A 21,907-nucleotide genomic window follows, 5' to 3' on the forward strand; every position below is an offset into this window, starting at 1 on the left:
GAAAGTGGCTGACAAATACATTGAATATTTCAATATTGACAAGGATTTCTTTCGCTGTATCGACCAAGAAGCAATTTGTATGAATCCAGAATTATGGAAGAAAACTTATCCGCACCCCACATTTGTTGACCTCCTTAAAAATGTGGAGCGTATGCTTGCGGGTAGTAAATCCCCGGTTTGGGTTCATGGTGCTTACGGTACGGGCAAAAGTCAGTGTGCCTATGCCTTAAAGAGAATACTTGAAGCTCCCGAAGTGGAATTGCGTGAATATTGGGATGACGACAGGTATAAACACGTACTTCAAACAAATGCGAACAAAGACCTACTTAGTAGGTTGCTCGGTCACAAAGAACGCAAAATCGTGGTGACGTATCGATATGCCAGCGGTGGCATTAACGGCACTCGTGATTTGCTTCTTGCTGTGCAAGATAGCGTAAAAGCGGCGCTTGTCGAGGCGGGCGTCGCCTACCAAGGTGAGAACACTCTGCGTGACAGCGTTATTGCATGGCTTGAAGATCCGCTGAACAAAAAACACTTTGACGAGTATTTGCAGCTACCAGAATTCTCGAGCCGCTTCTCTCAATCCACAGCCGACGAGGTGCTGAAAGATCTTAATAAGGGCGGCGAGTTAAAAGAATTGATGGAAAACATTTTCTATCTTTCCGATAAGCGCGGTATTACTGCGTTTGAACTCAACACCGATAGGCTAATTGAATGGCTTAAAGACATCATTAAGAAGAACGAGATTAAAATTGTCCTTATTTGGGATGAGTTTTCGTCGTATTTCAAGAACAACCGAAACTCACTCGATGAATTTCAAAAGATTGCAAGCCTTGCCCAAAGTACTGCGTTCTACTTTGTAATCGTTACGCACCAAACATCTAGCGTTATCACAAACTCACAAGATCAAGCATGGAAAGTCGTTCAACAACGTTATGAGTTTACGGAAATTACTCTGCCTGATAGCATAGCGTTTGACCTTATCGGGAGTGCGCTTGAAGTGAATCCTGCTGCCAAAACCACATGGGGCAGCACTTCAAGTAATCTCTATGCACTTGTGCCGGAATCAAGCCGTGCTGTTATGCAGACGGCTGGCATTACAAATACTGAAGTAATCAAAAAAATTATGCCACTCCATCCATATGCAGCAATGGTTCTGAAATATATAGCAACTGCATTTGAGGCGAACCAGCGTAGCATGTTCGACTTTATCAAAACAGCAGACAACGAGGATGTTGAGGCGTTTCAGTGGTTTATCTCCAATACCGCATCAGATGGCGACCGCCCTTTATTGACGGTTGATTTACTGTGGAATTTCTTCTATGAAAAAGGTAGAAATAATCTCACGGCTGATATTCAGTCGATACTTGATACATACCCGCGCCAGCAAAATCTAAGCAAAAAAGAACAATCTGTTTTAAAGACGATTCTTATTATCCAAGCAATCGACCAACGCACGGGCAATCAGATAGAACTGTTCCGTCTTATCGATAAAAATCTGTCGCTTGCCTTTGAAGGCATTTCAGAACTGGAAGGAAATGCTGCAATTTCTATTGCAAAAAAACTTGTCAACGACGGGGTGTTGATTAAACGCAAAATCGGTAACAATCAAGAGGTTTATGCTGTTGTTGCACTTGCGGGCGATCAAGCTAAAATTGAGAAAAACAAAAGCGACCTGCGTTCAAGCTTAACAACTGCTAAACTTATTGCAGAGGGTGATTTGGCAAGTGTGTTGTCATTGACTCCTGCGTTAAAATTACGATTCGACATTGAGCCACCGAATGGTAAACTGCTCACAGCCTCCGCAGGCGCGGACTTTACCAGATTGCTGACTTCCCTTAAAGATAAAGACTACGGTTGGCGTTTCGTTGCCGTTCTTTGCTTTGCTAAAGATGATACGGAAGTACCGTCATTCCGCAAAGCAATCGCGGAAGCCGCTGCAAACGATGATTATAAACATATTATTTTCATTGATGCGCTCTCAACGCCGCTTGGTGCAGATGCCGTTGAGCGGTATGTAGAATTCCAGGCAATGTCGATGTATTACAGCGGCAACGATAAAGACCTTGCGAAGAAGTATGCGAAAGATGCTCGAAACATCCTTGATACCGAATGGAAGAACAGTATTGAAAGAGGAGCATTTATCGTTTACTCCTCTGCGAATCGTGCAGGTGAGCGTCATCCGAATGCAACGGGCGTAATCGGTGCATTGCAAAGCTTTGTTGTCACAAAATATAAGCTAATTATGGACTTCAACAAAGGCTTGACTGAAAGGATGTTGAAACTTTCTCAAGGAAAAGCGAGTGCTAAACACGGTGCATTAGTGACTTCTGGTAATGACGTTGCGAATATTGAGAAATATACATTAGATGTCGCTCCCAATTCTGTATGGAAAGTCGATAGATATTGGGAACAACCTGTCCTATCAGCATTGCCTATTTCAAAGATCAAGATCGCCCTTGAAAAGAAAATTAATGATGCATTTGAAAATAGTGGTGGGCAGGTTTCTATCCGCGACCTATACAATATGCTGGAAGAAGAATTCGGATTTTCGCAGAGCAATCTTTCTGCGTTCCTCGCCGGATTCTTGCTGAAAGAATATTGCAACGATACGTATCGCTTTATTGACAATACTGGTAAGCCGTTTGAAAACGTATCTAAAGAGGAAACGCTTGCCTTTATGCTCAGCGATTACATAGGTAACTCTAACCTTGCTAAATACAAAGACACCTATATCGCAAGGATGACAGCAGATGAAAAGGCGTTCTACTCCCTATCTGAAAAAGCCTTTGATATTTTACCTGACTCCTGTTCAACCGTTGGTATTGCGGCAATATCTGTCGGCAAGAAGATGACTGACCTTGGATTGCCTATTTGGGTACTTTCTGAGATTGACGAGTTTGGCGTTTACGATGTTGTTGAAAAGTATATAGCGCTTGTTCAAAAAGAAGGAGCGGAAGCGCAACAAATCGCCATCGAAATCGGCAAACTTGCCCAGGTTAAGTCCACTTTGGGCGAAAATTTAAAAAGGTTAATCACCAAAGAAAACTGCCAAAATGGTATTCGTGAGTATTTGAAAACTTTTGAAGGCGGAAAAATCCTTGACCTTGCTCGTGATATCAATGCAGAGGCGAATCTCATCGACGACATTCGAAGACTGTTCAGCGTCGAACGTTCTCGCTTATGGATAAAAACAACTGGCGAAGAAGAAATTCGCAAGTTGCTGACTGAGTATGGAGTCGCGCGTGAAACCAACAGCATTCTTTCGGCTAATACAAATTCCCTAAAAACAGCTCTCGCTGCTTGGCGTGATAGGTTGAAATTTGTTCATGTTTCGGCTGAAGGTTTCAAAATAAAGTATCCACACCTCGTAAAGCTCATCGATTTTATGGCAAAAATTTATGGGCAAACCGAACTACTGCACGAGCAATACAAGACGTTCCTTGCCGAGTTGCAGTCTAATGGGACAAAGTTTGCAGAACTCTTAAACGATGAAAAATCGCTGTTTATTGATATCTACTCGCCATATCTTGACGGTCTCGATTTAGTTGATGTGGATGATGTGGGTAAAATAATTGGCACACTTCCTGTTGGTATGTTCTCGATGACCGCAAGCGAGTGTAACATAAAGGTTAGAGATAAGGCGGATGAGTTTCGCAAGGGACAATTGAAAGTAAAGCTGTTTGCTTTATGGAAAGATAGAACAAACACAGCTACACCGAAACAATGGTCATCTAAATACAGCACACCGATATTGGCGCTGGTAGTGGGTGATGACTACGACAAGGCAAAGAAAACATTTGAAACACTAAATCAAACTAATCCGCCTGAATTTGCTATAAAGGATGCGCTTGCATATCTTGATAACGCTTCATTCTTTGAGGATTTACAAAGTGTGGAGAAGCGAGATGAGGCTTTTGTTAAGTACATCATTGGCAGTTATTCTAAAATGCTTACAACGGCAAAAGTGAGAGAGCGCCTTGAACGCTTAACAATAGAAGCATATGACTGGTTCTCTCACCCGGCAGTCCAAGCTGAAGTCAAGAAACTTGCGGAGGCAGAGTATTTTGCAGGCGGTAGCGACACCGCTCTATCAATCCTCGGAAAGATGACGGATAATGAGCGTGATGTATATATCAAACGCCTTGTGAAGGAGAATGCAGCGGTTGGGATAGAGATTATTACACGAGGGGGTATCTGACTTTGAATGAGGTAACAAAGTACTTGTCAAATACAAGTGTTAACGCACCTTTCTTCCTCGTGGTCGGCGATGGCAATTACGAGAGCATAAAAACACAGCTGTCAGAAGCTGGATTAAAGTCCGTCAAAGTCAGCGAGCTATGCAGAAACACTGATAAACGCCCGAACCTGGATAGCCTTATTGGCAATGTGGATTTTGCCGATATTGACGGACAAAGTCCCGATAAAAAAATAGTAATACTCGGACTTGGGGAATATCTTGCGTTATGTGGCGAAGAAGCTGCTTTTGATCGCTTATCTAAAATAAAAGACATGAAAGTCGGCAATGCCCGTGTTGTTATACTTCTTCGAGGAGTTACTAGCGTCGTGCTACGGCTTCAAAATGCTGACCCTACTCGTTTTGACGGGAGGCGCGTTCTGTTCACGGATGACACAAGCTCCGCTCTTAGCGTTGCTTTTATACCTTCAAATCTAAACTTGCACGCAATAGAGGGTATAAAGGCACTGCTGGACGAATTTGAATGCGGGAAAACAAAGATAAGAGCAAAGTCAAACGTTATTTTTGACTGCCCAATGTTTGTGGTAAGCAAGATAAATTCTGCATATGACGCTATAAAACACATTCATCCCACTTTCTCTATTGCTAAAATTTTCGGAACAGACGAGCAGTGGACTGAATTTCTGTCGTCACTAAATGCAGCTAACGGCGAAATAAACGCTCTTATTGAAGAATTTGGCGACAATCCTGAAAATGTGTTTTCCGCTTGGATAAACGGAGTGGGCTATAAGAATTGGCTGTACTTCATTACCTTAAAATTGAAGTTATCAGAAATAAGCAATTCATATTTGAAGTATGTCATTGAAACGACGACTTTATTTGCGGATTTCAAGCGAAATATCATAAATGCAATCATTAATGTACCTCACACAGATCGGCGATTTGATACTTTTTACAACGAGCGAAAAGTTCTTGTAGAGAAATTTGCCGAGTCAGATATCGCCGCTTTTGTTTCGGAAAATAGGCGTGACTTAACAGAAAGTATATATAAACTCACAGATAGGACATTGACTGAGCGCGAGGAATTTATTGCACTTTTTTCAAGCGTCGATAAAGAAACTCTATTGAAACGTGCTGAAATTGTGTATTCAGCACTGGTTGATTACTTGCGAAAATACATTTTCGTTGACCCAAAAGTGAACGGAGAACTCAATACACTGCTGACAGAATATTTTGAAAGCTACAAAAGTCAAAAGATCAGCAACGCCATTAAAGACGATTTCTTGACGCAAGTTGAAACGCTGGCTATCGAGCGGAAATATAACAGCTTGCGTACGCGTAGTGAAGTCTTGACCGCACTTAATTTAAACGACACTTATCTTTACTGGATAGACGCACTTAGCGTGGAATTTCTCAGCTACATTCAAAAATTGTGTGAAAACAAAGGCTTATCGCTTCGCATTCACATTGCACAGGCTGAATTGCCTACAATAACATCAATGAACAACGAATTTTATTTTGAATGGAGAGGCCAAAAGGAAAAAGAACAAAGGCTTGATGAATTAAAGCATAAAGAAAGCGGTGGCTATATTCATCAGCCAGGTAATCCTCCGATTCATCTTGCTAAAGAGTTGGATATTATTTCTGAAGTTCTCGAAAAAGCGGCAACAAAACTCGCATTACATCACTGCAAGAAAGTTCTAATCGCCAGCGATCATGGTGCGAGCCGTCTTGCTGTCATAAATGAGCAAGAAGAAAAATACGACACCGATACCAAAGGTGAGCACAGTGGACGTTGTCGTAAGAAACCCGCGGATTATTCGCCAACATTGTATGATTTGCCTTTTGCTACCGAAAGTCCTGACGGGCAATTCTTGGTACTTGCTAATTACGGGCGATTCAAAGGAAGTCGCAGGGCAAATGTCGAAGTTCACGGTGGAGCGTCTTTGGAAGAAGTCGTTATCCCGATTATTGAAATTACACTCGCAAATCCTGACACTTCTGTCGAGGTTGTAGATAATGACAGGCTTATTGCAAGTTTCAGAAAGCCATTAGAATTTATGCTGTTTTCAAAAACTGAATTGCAGCGAGTGAGTGTGGTTATCAAGGGTATTTTAACCCCGTTCGTAGCTAAGAAAATTGACAAGAACCATTATCGCATTCGAACTGAAATTAAACGCCCGGGCAAATACCTTGCTGATGTATTTGACAGCGATAATTTAATCGGCAAAATCAATCTCGACGTTCTTAGCGAAACGCAAAAAAAGAGCGGCGACGATGATTTTGACAGTATGTTTTAGGAGGTCGTGCTATGATAGAAACACTACGCAACTGTTTTGATGAGATGGTTGTCTATAAGGATTTGAGAAAGACAAATTTCTTCTCAGCATTAAACTTGCCGTCATTTATGCGCGACTGGCTTTTGAAGAAGTTTGAAGACGAAAATGGAGAATACGACACAGAAGAAGTTTTGAAATTCGTGCAGACCTATTTGCCGCGCAAAGATGACTGGAGTGCAATAAAAGACCGTGTTGTTATGGGCAATGAAAAAGTTCGTTTTCTTGCTAAAATTACCACAGAAATTAGCGTAGAAAAAAAGCAGGTTTATTTTGCTTTACCGGATTATGGGTTGACCTTCAAAGACACAATAATCGAAGAAGATGTATGGGATGACTGTAAAGATGATTTGCTTCACGGCGAAACATGGGGTATGGTCGAAATTGGCTATCGTTCTCCAGAAGATGCAGATATTTTGTTTGCACCTGAAACAAAGAGCGGTTCATCTGCAAAAGGTGCGAATAAAGGCAAAATAAAGCTTACTGCGTTCAAGCCATTTTGTCCATATACGGTTGATGTTGAATACTACAAAGATGCACGAAAAGAATTTTCAACGGCTGAATGGATTGATGTTTTACTTGGCGCAGTGGATTACAATGCGGGTGGATACTCAGACGAAGAAACGAAACTCACCATGCTCACGCGACTACTTCCATTTGTCGAAAAACGGCTCAACCTTATTGAACTTGCACCTAAAGGCACAGGTAAATCGTATCTCTTTGGTCGTGTGAGCCGTTTTGGAGCTTTACCAACTGATAGTAAAATAAGCCGCGCCACCCTCTTTTATCATAAGACACGTCATACCGAGGGCTTAGTAGCCACGAGCGACTTCGTTGTGCTCGACGAAATTCAAACAATTCAATTCGGTGATGTTGATGAAATGCGCACCGTATTGAAAGCATACCTTGAATCAGGAATTATTAAGATTGATTCTTATGAACGTGCCGCGGATGCCGGATTCGTTCTTTGCGGCAATATCAGCAAAGAAATAATGGATGACGGTGGGTTCAGTAATATGTTTAGTGAACTGCCTAAGTCTTTCCATGAATCGGCACTTATTGACCGTTTTCATGGATTCATCAAAGGATGGCATATCCCTAGAATGAATGAAGATTTGAAGATATCGGGTTGGGCATTAAACTCGGAATACTTCTGTTCCATTTTACACGAACTTCGAGACGATATGAGTTATCGTGCAATTGTTGACGAGCTTGTAGAAGTGCCTGATAAATCAGACACCCGTGATACCGAGGCTGTAAAGCGTATTGCCACAGCATACTTAAAATTACTGTTTCCGAATGTTCGCACTGCACGAGATATTTCTGCTTCAGATTTCAAGCGTTATTGTTTACAACGAGCATATCGTATGCGCGACATAATCAAAACTCAATTGGGACTTCTCGACAATGAGTACAAGGGAAAAGATGTACCTGTATTCGGAATAAGAGAGGTATAACTATATGAAGGGTAAAATCTGTTATGTTTGCGGAAAAGAAGACTTGAACAAAAACGAGATGGGTCTCAATAAAAAGCTTTTGAATAAGGGTGCCAAGACCTTTTATTGTCTTGATTGCCTTTCTGAGTATTTGGAGGTTGACGCTGAGTTTCTGCTCGCTAAGGTTGAAGAATTTAAGGAGCAAGGATGTACTTTATTTTAGGGGGGTGAAAACGTGATTTACGCTGATAATGCCGCAACAACAAAAATATCCGAATTGGCTCTTGCCAAAATGCTACCTTTCTTACAGGAGCAGTACGGCAATGCGTCTAGCCTATATTCAATTGGTGTAAAAGCAAAACGCGCAGTCGAACAGGCTCGACTTCAGGTTGCCACTGCGATTAATTCGATGCCGTCTGAAATCACGTTTACCTCCGGCGGTTCGGAATCCAATTCGTGGGTTTTGCATGGGTTAGCCGATTTTAATGGTGAAGCTTTTCATATTATTACGTCGTCTATAGAACATCACTCGGTTTTGAACGCTTGCCATGCTCTTGAAGAAAAAGGAGTTGAAGTCACCTATTTACCGATTAATAGCAAGGGCTTCATTGAAATCGAGAGAGTTAAAGCGGCAATCAAACTCAATACAAAACTGGTTTCGATTATGTTTGCCAACAATGAAATTGGAACAGTACAGCCGATTGCAGAGATAGGCCAACTTTTGAAAGGCAAAGGTATCCTGTTTCATACCGATGCAGTGCAAGCAGTCGGACATATCCCTGTCGATGTTAAGTCTTTGAATGTAGATTTCTTAACTGCGTCTGCCCATAAATTTAATGGAGCAAAAGGCACGGGAATTTTATATAAGCGGTCAGGATTAGAATTATCGCCGTTGGTTTTCGGCGGTGAACAAGAACGCGGGATCCGTGCCGGAACAGAGAATGTTGCCGGAATAGTCGCGGCGGGTTACGCTATTGAGGAAAGCGTCGGCGAAATGGCCGAAAGAGTAAAGCTCTTAAGGGCTATGGTTGAGAAAACAGTGAAGGGAATAAAAGAAAGAATCCCATTTGTGAGGATTAATGGAGATTGTGAGAACCGACTACCAGGAACAGTCAATCTAGGCTTTGATAATATTTCTGGAGAATCGCTTTTGCATCTTCTTGATTTGAAAGGGGTATGTGTATCCACAAGTTCTGCTTGTAATTCCGGTAAAGATGAACCGTCGCATGTGTTGCTTGCGCTGGGGCTATCCGAGCAACAGGCAAAGTCGGCTATTCGCATTTCATACGGCAAATACAACTGTATAGATGAAGTTGAAACCGTTGTAACGGCTGTTTGCGATGCTTACGCTAAGATAATCGCTAATCGCTAATCGCTAATCGCCATTATATATATCGAATTGTTCCCAAGAACTGATTAAGACTGCTGAATTGTTCCACAAACGGATAACACACATAAAAGCCACTATCGACCTATTCCCGAGAACGGAAGAATAACAAATTACAGTCAAGGCATCAATCTGATGCTATCGTTCCATCGAGTGGATGGAAAAACATCCATATTGACCTCTCAACTTATAAACGTGGACATATTACCGCGAACGAGCAAAACGTATAAAGTGAAGAAACAGCTTCGAGGATAGCTCAAATATGAGGTGACCATATGCCCTTTACCATAGTCCGGCAGGACATTACGAAAATGAAGGTTGACGCAATCATCAATGCTGCAAACACCGCGCTTCAAATGGGTGGAGGCGTTTGCGGGGCCATATTCAAGGCGGCGGGCGCTTCCGAACTGCAAGCGGCCTGCAAAAAACTCGGGCCGATTCAAACTGGCGACGCAGTCATTACACCGGGGTTCGGGCTGCCCGCCAAGTTTGTTGTCCACACAGCGGGACCAGTTTACCGTGACGGCAAGAATGGTGAGGAAGAGCAACTACGCCTATGCTACATAAACAGTCTGAAACGAGCGGTAGAGAACAAATGCGAAAGCATAGCATTTCCGCTGATTTCGAGCGGTATTTATGGTTACCCGAAAGACGAAGCCCTGCAAGTTGCCACGGGAGCTATCCAAGACTTCCTCGGAGAACACGAATTGGAAGTGTATCTCGCCGTATTTGATAAGGCGGCGTTCACGGTCAGTGAGAAGCTTATCGGTGAAGTCGAGAGCTATATTGATGAGCATTACGTCGCAGAACACAAGTATACTCGGCAAGAGTTGCTTGATGTCGAGCGTGAAGTCCTTGAGGAAGCTGATTTTATCAGGTATAACGTGCCGTCACCCACGCAAGCCCCGACTGTTGGCACTGGTATTGACGAGCTGATAGGCAGCCTGGACGAGCCATTCTCGGAGACACTCCTGCGGTTGATTGATGCCAAGGGCAAGACGGACGTGGAAATCTACAAACGCGCCAACCTTGACCGAAAGCTGTTTTCCAAAATCAGAACCGGAAAAGGTTATACACCGAGCAAGCGCACTGCCGTTGCCCTTGCAGTGGCGTTGGAGCTGTCACTCGATGAAACGGATGACCTTTTGGAGCGGGCTGGCTATGCCCTGTCCCACAGCCAGAAGTTCGACGTTATTGTCGAATACTTTATTGTCAGCAGGAAGTACGACATTTTTGAGATTAATGAAGTACTGTTCAAATACGACCAGCCGTTGCTGGGAGGGTGAAATCATGGATTATTTTCTGGTAATAATACTATCTATAATAATCGTTGCTTTGATTGCTGCCTTGGTAATTAAATCAAGGAGAAAAGCTAATTCTTACAGCAAAGATGTTTTAGACACTGTAAATTCTGCCCCAATTACTTCTGAGGCACTTGAGGCAGAATGTGTTCAAGAAAGCGGAATAACCATACCAATAGAGCGACTGCCGGTGACAACCGAATTTGATGAAAAAAGTCTATTTGAAATTACAGACCGTACGGTTATTGCCCGAATCTCAGAGACTATTCCGGCTGCAGCGGAAATCGCAGCAAAAACAATTACAAAAAAAGCTCTTAAAAGTGTTGAGTTATATAAAGCGGTAATTCCAAGTGGAGCAACCCTTACAAAATCTAAACAAATGGAAGGTGCTGTAAGAGGTATTTATCGCGGAACAAAAAGAATTAAAGGACAAGCAAATTTTGTTAAAGTAGACCCTACAAAAATTTCTAAGGCTACTTTGGTAGCTAACGGTGTTGCAAATGTCATAAATGTTGGTTCTTTGGTTGTCGGGCAATATTATATGTCGGAGATAAATTCCAAGCTAGAGACTATGACAAAGAGCATAGACAAAATAAGCGACTTTCAAGAGATGGAATTAAAGAGTAGGATTTTATCTTTACTTTCTCGCGTTAGGGAGATTTCTCAATTCAGTTCTGAAATTATGGAAAATGACGAACAAAGGAAAATCAAACTAACAACTTTAGAAAATTTAAAAGGTATTACTACTGAACTACTTGGACAAGTGAATATAACGATAACCGACATTTCTCAAAAGAGTCCTAATCTCGATTATAAAAAGTATCAGAAAAAAATTGATGTATTTAATATTCTTGTTGAATATCAGAATATATTAGTTACCGTTCTTGAGGAAATCAGCAAATTGACATATTTATTTGGGAAAGGCGGCATATCAAGTGATATGAGCTATTCCTTATTTAACAAGTATTTAGAGCAATCGGTACAAACCAGAAATTTGCTAGAGCAATGGCACGATAGACAGGTTAAATCACTATGTATTGATTTGGATAAAAATCGTATTTCAAAGACCGGAGTTGATAGATTGTTTTCGGCAATACCAGGTTTTGTAGATGAAAAGTGGAAATACAAGGAATTAAAACAAGGATTGGTTCAAAAGATTAACACTCAAACCAAACCTAAGCCGAAAGCTTTAAATAAACCAGAAGAAGTATATGATGAAGGTGTTCAGATTATTATTAAAGATGGTAAGTACTACTTCTTGCATGAAGCATCCGTGGTGGGATAGTAATGATAAACAAGGAGTAAAATCAAAAGCAATTTTGTAAGATGTCACTTCCGAAGCGACCACCCGTCCCGCCGAAACTATTATCCTTAAGTCGTAATGAAACTTAAGGAGGACATGAAAAATGAAAAAAGGATTAACAGAACTTGTTTTTATACTCGACAAGAGCGGTTCAATGGGCGGCTTGGAAAGCGACACAATTGGTGGTTACAACTCGATGCTCGAAAAGCAAAAGTCGGTAGACGGAGAATGCCACATTACGACTGTGCTGTTCGACAACAACTATGAACTGCTCCACGACCGTATCGACATCAAGGCGGTTAGCTCAATTACCAAGAAGGAATATGCTGTTGGCGGTTCAACGGCACTGCTTGATGCTATTGGCAGGACAATCCACAAAATTGGCAACGCTCAAAAACACACAGCCGACGATTACCGTGCTGAGAAGGTAATGTTTATTATTATCACGGACGGCGAGGAGAATTCCAGCCGTGAATATTCGGCTGATAAGGTCAAGGCGCAGATCGAGCGGCAAAAGAAAAATTATGGGTGGGAGTTTATCTTTCTCGGTGCAAATATCGACGCTGTTGAAACAGCTGGACGATTTGGGATTCCCGCAGACCGCGCCCAGAACTATCACGCAGACAAAGAAGGTGTTGAATTGAATTTTCGTGTGATGAGTGAGGCCGTTGCTTCATTCCGCGAATGCTCCGCAATGCCAGAAGGCTGGAACGACGAAATTCAAAAGGATTATAAGAATCGCGGAGGACGGAAATGAATCTAAGACTTGTTTTCGATAACGGATAAAAAGCTGAAATGATACTGTTTTGCTCAATGAAATTTGACATCGCAAGATTGCGGTGTCTTTTCTTTTCTAAACATTATTGGATGTACAAAAGCTAGCGGAATAAAAGTAGGGAGTTAAGTTAAGCCGACTCGATCAATTCCGTTAAAAAATTTCCTAAAAATTTCAAAAGGGGGGGTATAAACGACCAAAAAATCTGCTGATTAATAGAGGGACTTTTATCTACCCCCTCGGAGGTTCTTTGAAAATTGAATATGTGTTTTATCCGGTACTTTCCCCGTATGTCCTAGAAAAGGAAAGCCATATTGCAGGTACGCCATGATCACCTTGAGGTGGAAGCGACAAATACCCGTGCAATAAATAAATGCTGGTAGCATTTATGGCCATGACACATACGGCGGGATAATGATACTTGCGTGCAGTCGAGGTTAAGTCCCAGAGTACGCCTCGGTCGCTGACGGGGAGGTGTAATTCCTATGAGACGGTCAACCGCCGTCTGCCGGATAAAACCAATAACCTTAGTAAACCAAAACAGAAGCGGTAAGGGTATGCCAATTTAAATCTATAAGTGGTTCTAAAATAAGGCATACCCTTACCGCTGCAGATTCATTAGGATAATGAGGAGGAGACATAATGTCCAGCGAAAGCAAACTGAGAATTACTGTAATTGCGAATAAACCATCTAACCAAGCACTTAGACAATTTCAAAAGAAGCTGTACCAACTTCAGGAAAACAACGAGTTGAATATACTGATCCGCCCAGTTCATAATTGTAAAGCTTAAAATTACAATAATCCTCTGTATTCCGTACCTTTGACGTTACTTATTCGCAAATTGATAATATTCACAAAGGCAAGTGTTTTTCATTTATTTAAGTGTGATGCTTTATTTTTGTTTGGAGGTGAGCATATTGGGTATTGAGGATAAAAAATTCATTATCCGATATGTAGCTATATATATTAGAAAATCCCGTGCGGAGGGCATGGAGGATTTGGAAAAGCATCGCATGGTTCTTATTGACCTATGCAAAAGAAACAATTTTAAATATGTGGAGTACATGGAAGTCGGAACATCAGACAGCATCGATCTGCGCCCGAAGATTTGTAAGCTTTTGAAAGAAGTCGAGGAAGGGGTATACGATGCTGTCTGTGTTGTTGAATATGACAGGTTAGGCAGGGGAGATCTGGGAGAGCAAGACCGGCTCAAAAAGGCGTTTCAAAAATCAAATACGCTCATTATCACTCCGGATAAAATTTACGACCTGAATGATGATATTGATGATACATATGCCGATTTAAAGGGATTTTTTGCCCGGCAGGAATACAAGATGATAACCAAGAGGCTGCGCCAAGGAAAGAAAATTGGGGCAAGACGGGGACAATGGACAAACGGCATCCCGCCGTTTCCTTATGTCTATCAGCGTTATAAAGATAAGTACAATCCCAAAGGAATTGTCATCCATGACGAAAGATATATAATTTACAGAAATATGATTGAGGAAGCTATAAAAGGAATACCTCCGCAGAAAATAGCTGAAAATTTTAACAGAAAAGGTATCCTTACGGTTAAGTCGAATTACTGGAGAGGAGAAACTGTTCAAAGGTTGTTGACAGACGAAACCCATTTAGGGAAAATTATCAGCAATAAGACCCAGGGAGATGGTCATAAACAGAAACGCCCAAACGCCAAGGCTTTGAAAGTCTTTCCTAAAAGCGAATGGGTAGTGGTCGAAAACTGTCACGAGCCAGCTAAAACGCAGGAAGAACATGATAGAATTGTAGAGTTGATAGGAAACAGGAAGCTGATCGGTACCAAGGCTCGCCATCAAACATATGCTTTTTCCGGGCTGATTAAATGCGCAAAATGCGGTCATTCCCATACTTACTACGTAAAGCGGAATGAAGTATTTATGAAGCCGTGCTGGTATATTAACCCCGTGGGGGAAAAATGCCGTAATGAAGGTATAAGAATATCTTTCATTGAGAAAATGGTGCTTGAGGAAATAAAGAAATACAAGGTTGACTTTATTGCAAATGAAACTGAGGCTGAAAATGATACACTAAACAGCATTAATGAAATGATCATAGAATGTGACGCTAATCTTCAAAGGCAGAAGCGGGCATTGGAAGTTGTCAATGACGCTTATGAATATGGGGATTATTGCCGAAGTGAATGGCTTAGAAGAAAAAAGAAGTGGGAAGATGAAATTTATCATACAAGCAATACGCTTTATGAACTAAAGAAAAAAGCTAAGTCTACCGCTAAAATAACAAATGCAGACCGGCAAAAGATGTTGGACGCTTTTCTTGAAAACATTACTGAGACAACCGATAATGCGGCTCGTAATGATCTCTACCGTACTATTATTGAAAGCATAGTCTGGCAGAAAAACGGAGACGATATAAAAGTAATTGTCAACTTCAAATAAATTGAAAGTGCATATGGGGTGTACATTCATAAAAAAAGGAGGTGGTCATGTGGACAATCAAAATAAAATACCCAATAGATTAGCGAATGAAAAGTCGCCTTATCTGCTTCAGCACGCTTACAACCCAGTGGATTGGTTCCCTTGGGGTGATGAAGCCTTTACCAAAGCAAAATCAGAGGATAAGCCGGTTTTCCTTTCTATTGGGTATAGCTGACTTGTCTACTATGATGAACTTGTCACTGGTGCCATGTCATGGAACGGGAATCATTCGAGGATGAAGAAGTCGCCGCAATTCTGAACCGCAGTTATATTCCGGTTAAGGTGGACCGGGAAGAAAGACCGGATATTGACCAACTGTACATGACCTATTGTCAGGTGATGACCGGAGCAGGGGGCTGGCCGCTGACAGTGCTGATGACGCCGGATAAACAGCCTTTCTTTGCCGGAACTTATTTCCCAAAACACAGCCATTACGGACGTCCTGGTCTCATGGATATTTTGAGTCAGGTAGGTGAGTTGTGGCAGACAGAGAAAGATAAAGTCATCCAAACGGCAGCGGAACTTTACGAAACAGTTACCAGGCATTATCGAGGGGATAAAAACGCCACGTCTGCCGTGCCAAAGAACAAGCAGACCCTGCCATTTACAGAGAAAGAAAAAGACAGCGGTGATATAGCGATCTGGGGTAAAACCCTACTGGGCAAAGGATATGAACTGCTGGAAAACAAGTTTGATTCAAAATACGGGGGATTCGGCAGTGCTCCCAAATTCCCGGCTCCCCATAACCTGGGTTTTTTACTGCGGTATTCAATGGAAGAGCCACAGAGCAAAGCATTGGCGATGGTTGAAAAAACATTGGACAGCATGGCTGACGGAGGGATCTTCGATCATATCGGGTTTGGCTTTGCACGCTATAGCACAGACCGTTACTGGCTGGTCCCTCATTTTGAAAAAATGCTTTACGACAACGCCGGTTTGGCGCGTGTCTATTTAGAAGCTTTTCAGCGGACGAAAAACCAAAAATACCGCCGGGTTGCACAGAATATTTTCCGGTACATTCTGCGCGATATGACTTCTGCGGAAGGAGGCTTTTACAGTGCGGAAGATGCCGACTCTGAAGGGGAGGAGGGCAAATACTATCTTTGGTCCAAAGATGAGATTAGAAAAACACTCCAGGATGGAATTGAATCCCTTCAAAAAGAAAGAGAGCTTAAAAACGGATTTAAACCTCTTTCTAAGCAAAAAGAAGAAGTGGCGGATATCTATTGTGATGCGTATGGCATAACGGATGAAGGTAATTATGAAGGAAAAAATATTCCTTCACGCATCTTTCATGTCGGTGTTGGGGACCTCACTTCCCGCTATAGTCTGACTGGAGACGAACTGGACGAGATGTTGGACATTTGTAATACCATTCTGTTTTCAGCAAGAGAAAAAAGAGTCCACCCGGCTAAAGATGATAAGATCCTGGTTTCCTGGAATGGTTTGATGATTGGAGCTTTAGCCAAAGGAGTGCAGGTGCTCTCAGGTGATCTCTCTTGGGAAAATGATAAAAAGAGTCTTCTTCTAACCTCAGAAAATGCCGCAGGTTTTATCAGAGACAGGATGTTTGATTCCCGCGGCAGACTGCTCGCCCGGTACAGGGATGGTGAGGCAGGTATACCTGGTTATCTCGATGATTATGCTTTTCTAGTCCACGGGTTGCTGGAACTCTATACGGCGTGCGGAAAAACAGAATACCTGGAGCAGGCGATATTTCTTCAGGAAGAGCAGGAAAAACTGTTCCGGGATGAAACGAACGGGGGATATTATTTTACCGGTTGTGATGCTGAGGAACTGCTACTCAGGCCTAAGGAGATCTATGACGGTGCAATGCCTTCCGGGAACTCAATGAGCGCCTGCAATCTAGTGAGGCTGTGGAGACTTACCGGACTGTCAAAATGGCAAGAACGGGCTGAAAAACAAATCAATTCATTCCGGACGACTGTTGAGGACTATCCTCCGGGATACACAGCTTTCCTTCAGGCGATCCAATACGCCTTAAATCAAGGCGAGGAACTGGTATTGTCGGGATCTTCCGCTAATCAAACGCTAGAAAAAATGCAGACCGTCATTTTTAAGGATTTTCATCCATATGCTGCAGTGGCCTACAATGACGGTTCGTTAGGACAGTTAATCCCAAGAATGGATGATTACCCTGTCGGTAGGGACCTATCGGTTTACGTCTGCAGGGATTTTACTTGCAGGGAGCCTGTAAATACCCCCGAAGAATTAGCAAAAATCCTCTCAGAATAACCCAGGCATACACATCCAGGTATCATTATATGGGTATGTCCTTGAGCTTGTTTACCGTTTACCTTTCTGAATATCTGTTTGTGAGTATAACGAAAGCATCAAGTTTACGGTGAACCCGCTCAAAGAGAAGGCCGCCGATAAACCATACCGGGGCATAGCTGAGTGTAATGAGTCCGTTTATCGCCAGCGGATCCGTATACCGCCAAGGATAGACCCCCAGAATTTTAAGTAGAAACAGACCGCTAAAATATTCTATCCCCCAGATTGCTGTGAGCCAAACGAGTCCCCTCAAAGGCCACCTCCATCCTGAAATTAAATCGTGTAAAGGTTCAAGAATAGCAGCGGAACCATATATAAAAAACATCCAAAGGTTGGTAAAGCCCATTAGCCGAAAATCCCCGTGAATAAGAGAATCAAGTCCTGTCCAGATTATTTCGAGGCTCCAGCCCATCAGCCCGTAAATTAAATATCGTTTTAGCATGATCATAGTTTGTGACAGGGAGGGATATTTTACTTATTGTAAAATATCCCTTAATAATCAGTATCACGGTTAACCCTAAATTTAATTATTTTTAGATTAAAGTGAATAGTTCGGAAAGCGCACCGAATACAGGGACTCCTTCTTTGTGAATTAGTCCTGGGAAAGGATTTTCTTTTCCGGTGTGTTCGATTGCTTTTGTGATCACTTCAAGACTCATCGGGGCGATAGGTAAATTACGACAATCTTCGAGCGAGTAGAAACCGGCCTGGATTACCTCGACCGGATCATGTTTTAATTGACCGCCCAGACCGCGAAGAAAGAAGACAATATAAATATTGTGTTTCACGTTCGGGATATCTTCAGGGTAATCGCGGACTGCCAGAATGCTTACAGGCTTCGATAGGATGCCGGTTTCCTCGCGGACTTCCCTGACAACCGCTTGGGCAATTTTTTCATTCTGTTCTACATAGCCGCCGGGAATGGTCCATCTTCCTTTACCGGGGTTATGCGCTCTTTGGACGAGGAGTACTTTGTCGTCTTGAAGCAAAAGACCACCTACGCCCAGGGAGTATTCCCCCCAGTGGATATAGTCACAGGCCGGGCAGCTTTGCCTCTTTTTGTCTTCAATTAGTTTATACTCCAGTGCGGCAGAACACACGGGACAAAACTTAAATTCCGGATAAAGAGACGGCATAGGGTTCCTTCTTTCTCTAATCAAAGTTATTAATCCTATTTTATCCTGAAAAAGATAAGATGCAAATTTTATCTGAATTGAGAAATACGGCACGAAGGATAAACAATTTCTTTGTAGAACTACTAAATAATACTTTATAATACTTTACTCGACTGAATTTTCAACCTGTGGGGGAAATATTAGAATGAAAAATGATAAGAAAAAAGAGATTTGGCTTGATCCTGAGGAACTCCGGCAGTTGTTGGAGGGAGGCTTGTATTGGAAAGATATAGAGCCCAAACTGTCCGAGGAAAATGCGGAAAGCATCAGAAGGCAGTTTAGTCTTGAAGATGAGGCTGATATTAATGACAGTGCTATGGACGAGTATGACCAGAACACCGGGGAATTTGACCAGACCAACGGAGAATATGGCCGGACGGCCGGGAAGTCTCCGGAAGAGGATCAAGCGGAAGCAGGGCCTGTTTTTGCCGGAGATTCGGATGAAGACAATGAGGAGATCAGAACAATTCTGCTTGGTGATCAAAATTCGGGGCAGGATGAACTGCAAAGACTGTTTATCTCCCAAGCGGCTTCCCTGGAAGATGATTTTAATGGAATAGAGGGTATAAGCGAAATCAATGATCCGGCGGAAACAAGTCCGAACAGCTTCAGCCCGCTTGCTGATACTGAGGCAGTGGATGATTTGAATAAAGCTGATGAAGCCTACAACGCAGAAGATACCGCTATGATCCCGAAAAGACCGACTGATCTGGGTACTCTGGAGGAAACAGAAGTAGGGGCGGAAGAAAGAAGCCGCTTTTCTGATTTAAATAGTTATATCATGAACAGTAAAAATGACCCGAGTGCAGACGATGACGATGACCTAGATTTTGAGTTCGAACAGAAAAGCGGCTTTGGTGGACTAAAGCTTGTTATTCTGGTTGTGATTGTCGCAGCGGTCACCTTCGGTTTGTGGTATTTGTTTATCAGCGATTGAGGACTTTTCGTTAAGTACAGCAATGTTAAATTTTTTGTAGTCAGCGAGTATAAAAACCTATCTTCGGATAGGTTTTTTTAAATAAAATAGTTTTCAAAATGATCAAAAAGGGTTAAAATAGTTACAAAGGTCAAGAAAGGTCATAAAGTCAGCAAAGGTCAACATTGAAATAAGGATGGATGACGATGAGTAATTTGGCGGACAGAATCGAGGAGTACCTCAAAAAGATTATAGAGCAGGCCGAAGTTGGGTACATTGTCCTGCAAAGAGGTTATCTTGCTGATTTCTTTTCATGTGCTCCTTCCCAGATTAACTATGTTCTTACAACGAGGTTTACTGCAGAACGCGGCTATCTTGTTGAAAGCAGAAGAGGCGGCGGCGGTTATTTAAGGATTGTTAGGCTGGGACTTGATCCTGAGGGTAAATTCCAGAGACTCATGTCGGAACTCATCGGGGATGACCTTTCCCAGGATCGGGCCAACAATCTTGTGGACAGACTCAGAGAAGAAGATCTGTTCACCAAAAGAGAAGCAATCTTGGTAAAAACGATTTTTTCCGACCGGCTTTTGGTTGGAGTGACGAATTTGCCTTCTACGCTTAGGGCCCGTATGATGAAAGAAATACTGGCGAATATGTGCCGGGACGATGTTAATGATTGATCGGGGGGATAGCAATGCTTTGTCAGAACTGTCAACAACGGGAGGCTGTGGTTCATCTGACCAAAATCATTAATGGACAGGCGGCGCAGCTTCATCTTTGCCAGGAATGTGCGCAGAAAGCGCCTGGTACCGGCTTCAATCTCTACCCTGGAATGGTATCGGATTTTTTACAGGCATTATTTGGGGTAAATCCGGCAGGACAGTATGATCAGACGATCGTAGACAGCCAGCCCGGAAAATGTCCCGGGTGCGGAAGAACTTTTTCCCAGATACAGCAAGCCGGGAAAATGGGCTGTAGCAGATGTTACGATGAATTCGAGCCCCAAATGGAAATGCTCCTGCGCCGGATCCATGGAAGAGGGATGCATGTCGGGAAAGTGCCGGTAAGACGAGGCGCTTCGTTCCGAAACAAACAGGAAATAGTCAAATTGAAAGAACAACTCTTGGAGCTAGTAAAAGCAGAAAAGTTTGAAGAGGCAGCTATATTAAGAGACCGGATTAAAGAAATGGAGAATACTGTCGGAGGTGAGAGCAAATGACTTATCGGGAACTGCTTGCCAAAGACAGCTTCTGGATGAAGGATACGCCGGACATTCCGATTGTATTGAGTTCCAGAATCAGATTGGCCAGAAATATCGCGGACAATCCTTTCCCTCACGTCATGTCCCACGATGATGCCGAAAAAATTGAAGCACAGATTTCCAGCGTTCTGGACGGTTTTACCGCTGAAGGGGAAAAGCTTGTTTATATTCCATTGAAAATGCTTATTCCGGTGGAGAAGAAGGTACTGATTGAAAAGCATCTGGTCAGCCCGGGTTTTAACGAGACTGAATATGCACGCGGTCTGGCCTTGTCCGAAAGCCATAAAATTGCAGTCATGGTCAATGAAGAAGATCACCTGAGAATTCAGGTGCTGATGCCGGGGAACAGCCTCAGGGAAGCTTGGCATCTTGCAGGATTGGTCGATGATTATCTGGAAGCGCATCTGGATATTGCTTATAAAGAAAAGCTTGGCTATTTGACGACTTGTCCCACCAACGTTGGAACCGGCCTGAGAGTATCCGTAATGGTTCACTTGCCGGCCCTGGTGCTAACCAATCAGGTCCAGCAGGTTCTGGGTGCCCTGACTTCGCTTGGGTTGGCAGTACGCGGCCTGTACGGTGAAGGCTCCAGGCCCTTCGGAAATATCTTTCAGATATCCAACCAGGTTACGTTAGGTAAGAGTGAAGAGGACACCTTGGCACATCTTGATGCGGTGACGCGGCAGCTGATGGAACGGGAAGTCCAGATGCGGGAAGTTGTTCGCAAAGAATCTCCGCTTATCGTCGAAGACAAAGTATGGAGGGCCCGGGGGACTTTGGAAAATGTCAGGATCCTTGAAACGGAAGAGATCTATTCACTTCTATCGGAGGACCGGCTGGGCATTGATATGGGCATTTTGTCTAGAGTTTCTGCAGGTTTCGTGTCTGTCTTGATCAACTCAATGCAGGGATGTCTGCAATATAATCTCAATAAGCAGCTGGATGCTTATCATATTAACGCAGAAAGAGCTAATTTTGTGCGTGGAATCTACCATCACAAAATGAGTGAGAATGTAAATTAAACGCCGATAAGTTTGGAAAGGAAGGA

The 21,907-nt window shown here is 42.7% G+C and carries 16 protein-coding genes and 1 pseudogene; 15 read left to right on the top strand and 2 right to left on the bottom strand.

Features of this window, described 5'->3' with window-relative positions:
* The first annotated feature begins 4 nt into the window (after positions 1 to 4).
* The 11 genes and pseudogenes from AAH944_RS01670 (at position 5) to AAH944_RS01720 (ending at position 17,468) form a co-directional block, all read left to right on the top strand.
* Positions 5 to 4,201, top strand: a complete 4,197-nt coding sequence (locus AAH944_RS01670; RefSeq protein WP_415535972.1) for a hypothetical protein — start codon at positions 5 to 7, stop codon at positions 4,199 to 4,201.
* 2 nt (positions 4,202 to 4,203) lie between these two features.
* On the top strand, positions 4,204 to 6,498 hold the full coding sequence (gene pglZ, locus AAH944_RS01675) for a BREX-4 system phosphatase PglZ (RefSeq protein WP_415535974.1): 2,295 nt from the start codon (positions 4,204 to 4,206) through the stop codon (positions 6,496 to 6,498).
* 11 nt (positions 6,499 to 6,509) lie between these two features.
* Positions 6,510 to 7,991: a BREX system Lon protease-like protein BrxL gene (gene brxL / locus AAH944_RS01680; protein ID WP_415535975.1), complete on the top strand. Its 1,482-nt coding sequence runs from the start codon at positions 6,510 to 6,512 to the stop codon at positions 7,989 to 7,991.
* Between the two features lie 4 nt (positions 7,992 to 7,995).
* Positions 7,996 to 8,193, top strand: a complete 198-nt coding sequence (locus tag AAH944_RS01685; RefSeq protein WP_415535977.1) for a hypothetical protein — start codon at positions 7,996 to 7,998, stop codon at positions 8,191 to 8,193.
* A 12-nt stretch (positions 8,194 to 8,205) separates the two neighbouring features.
* The gene (locus tag AAH944_RS01690; protein WP_415535979.1) at positions 8,206 to 9,342 is read left to right on the top strand and encodes a cysteine desulfurase family protein; all 1,137 of its coding nucleotides are present in this window, start codon (positions 8,206 to 8,208) and stop codon (positions 9,340 to 9,342) included.
* Positions 9,343 to 9,632: 290 nt separating this feature from the next.
* Positions 9,633 to 10,643, top strand: coding sequence for a macro domain-containing protein (locus AAH944_RS01695; protein ID WP_415535980.1), 1,011 nt, complete (start codon positions 9,633 to 9,635; stop codon positions 10,641 to 10,643).
* Positions 10,644 to 10,647: 4 nt separating this feature from the next.
* Positions 10,648 to 11,943 (top strand): topoisomerase IV, encoded by a 1,296-nt coding sequence (locus AAH944_RS01700; RefSeq protein WP_415535982.1) that lies wholly within the window; start codon positions 10,648 to 10,650, stop codon positions 11,941 to 11,943.
* Between the two features lie 121 nt (positions 11,944 to 12,064).
* Complete coding sequence (locus tag AAH944_RS01705; RefSeq protein WP_415535984.1) at positions 12,065 to 12,718, top strand: vWA domain-containing protein; 654 nt, start codon at positions 12,065 to 12,067, stop codon at positions 12,716 to 12,718.
* A gap of 660 nt (positions 12,719 to 13,378) precedes the next feature.
* Complete coding sequence (locus AAH944_RS01710; RefSeq protein WP_415535986.1) at positions 13,379 to 13,528, top strand: hypothetical protein; 150 nt, start codon at positions 13,379 to 13,381, stop codon at positions 13,526 to 13,528.
* Between the two features lie 97 nt (positions 13,529 to 13,625).
* Complete coding sequence (locus AAH944_RS01715) at positions 13,626 to 15,173, top strand: recombinase family protein (RefSeq protein WP_415537741.1); 1,548 nt, start codon at positions 13,626 to 13,628, stop codon at positions 15,171 to 15,173.
* A 13-nt stretch (positions 15,174 to 15,186) separates the two neighbouring features.
* Positions 15,187 to 17,468 (top strand): annotated as a pseudogene (locus AAH944_RS01720) (thioredoxin domain-containing protein).
* A 58-nt stretch (positions 17,469 to 17,526) separates the two neighbouring features.
* Here AAH944_RS01720 and AAH944_RS01725 read toward each other — a convergent pair.
* Both AAH944_RS01725 and AAH944_RS01730 read right to left on the bottom strand, forming a co-directional pair.
* Positions 17,527 to 17,955, bottom strand: coding sequence for a putative ABC transporter permease (locus tag AAH944_RS01725; protein ID WP_348980699.1), 429 nt, complete (start codon positions 17,953 to 17,955; stop codon positions 17,527 to 17,529).
* Positions 17,956 to 18,040: 85 nt separating this feature from the next.
* Positions 18,041 to 18,643, bottom strand: coding sequence for an NUDIX domain-containing protein (locus AAH944_RS01730; protein ID WP_415535988.1), 603 nt, complete (start codon positions 18,641 to 18,643; stop codon positions 18,041 to 18,043).
* 184 nt (positions 18,644 to 18,827) lie between these two features.
* Between AAH944_RS01730 and AAH944_RS01735 the strand changes: the two genes are divergently transcribed.
* The 4 genes from AAH944_RS01735 to AAH944_RS01750 all read left to right on the top strand — a co-directional run bounded on the left by AAH944_RS01735 (position 18,828) and on the right by AAH944_RS01750 (position 21,881).
* Positions 18,828 to 19,619, top strand: coding sequence for a hypothetical protein (locus AAH944_RS01735; RefSeq protein ID WP_415535990.1), 792 nt, complete (start codon positions 18,828 to 18,830; stop codon positions 19,617 to 19,619).
* A 185-nt stretch (positions 19,620 to 19,804) separates the two neighbouring features.
* Positions 19,805 to 20,278 carry a CtsR family transcriptional regulator gene (locus AAH944_RS01740; protein ID WP_015043979.1) on the top strand — a complete coding sequence of 158 codons (474 nt, stop codon included), beginning with the start codon at positions 19,805 to 19,807 and terminating at the stop codon, positions 20,276 to 20,278.
* Positions 20,279 to 20,292: 14 nt separating this feature from the next.
* Positions 20,293 to 20,817: a UvrB/UvrC motif-containing protein gene (locus AAH944_RS01745; protein ID WP_415535992.1), complete on the top strand. Its 525-nt coding sequence runs from the start codon at positions 20,293 to 20,295 to the stop codon at positions 20,815 to 20,817.
* Positions 20,814 to 21,881, top strand: a complete 1,068-nt coding sequence (locus AAH944_RS01750) for a protein arginine kinase (RefSeq protein WP_415535994.1) — start codon at positions 20,814 to 20,816, stop codon at positions 21,879 to 21,881. Before AAH944_RS01745 ends, AAH944_RS01750 begins: the two co-directional genes overlap by 4 nt.
* Positions 21,882 to 21,907 lie beyond the last annotated feature (26 nt).

Source organism: Dehalobacter sp. CP, from assembly GCF_047652685.1.
Lineage (GTDB): Bacteria > Bacillota > Desulfitobacteriia > Desulfitobacteriales > Syntrophobotulaceae > Dehalobacter.

Coding starts and splice junctions, on each gene's coding strand:
- brxL (WP_415535975.1), top strand. CDS start 6,510: ATGATAGAAACACTACGCAACTGTTTTGATGAGATGGTTGTCTATAAG.
- AAH944_RS01685 (WP_415535977.1), top strand. CDS start 7,996: ATGAAGGGTAAAATCTGTTATGTTTGCGGAAAAGAAGACTTGAACAAA.
- AAH944_RS01695 (WP_415535980.1), top strand. CDS start 9,633: ATGCCCTTTACCATAGTCCGGCAGGACATTACGAAAATGAAGGTTGAC.
- AAH944_RS01700 (WP_415535982.1), top strand. CDS start 10,648: ATGGATTATTTTCTGGTAATAATACTATCTATAATAATCGTTGCTTTG.
- AAH944_RS01705 (WP_415535984.1), top strand. CDS start 12,065: ATGAAAAAAGGATTAACAGAACTTGTTTTTATACTCGACAAGAGCGGT.
- AAH944_RS01710 (WP_415535986.1), top strand. CDS start 13,379: ATGTCCAGCGAAAGCAAACTGAGAATTACTGTAATTGCGAATAAACCA.
- AAH944_RS01715 (WP_415537741.1), top strand. CDS start 13,626: ATGCTTTATTTTTGTTTGGAGGTGAGCATATTGGGTATTGAGGATAAA.
- AAH944_RS01725 (WP_348980699.1), bottom strand. CDS start 17,955: ATGATCATGCTAAAACGATATTTAATTTACGGGCTGATGGGCTGGAGC.
- AAH944_RS01730 (WP_415535988.1), bottom strand. CDS start 18,643: ATGCCGTCTCTTTATCCGGAATTTAAGTTTTGTCCCGTGTGTTCTGCC.
- AAH944_RS01735 (WP_415535990.1), top strand. CDS start 18,828: ATGAAAAATGATAAGAAAAAAGAGATTTGGCTTGATCCTGAGGAACTC.
- AAH944_RS01740 (WP_015043979.1), top strand. CDS start 19,805: ATGAGTAATTTGGCGGACAGAATCGAGGAGTACCTCAAAAAGATTATA.
- AAH944_RS01745 (WP_415535992.1), top strand. CDS start 20,293: ATGCTTTGTCAGAACTGTCAACAACGGGAGGCTGTGGTTCATCTGACC.
- AAH944_RS01750 (WP_415535994.1), top strand. CDS start 20,814: ATGACTTATCGGGAACTGCTTGCCAAAGACAGCTTCTGGATGAAGGAT.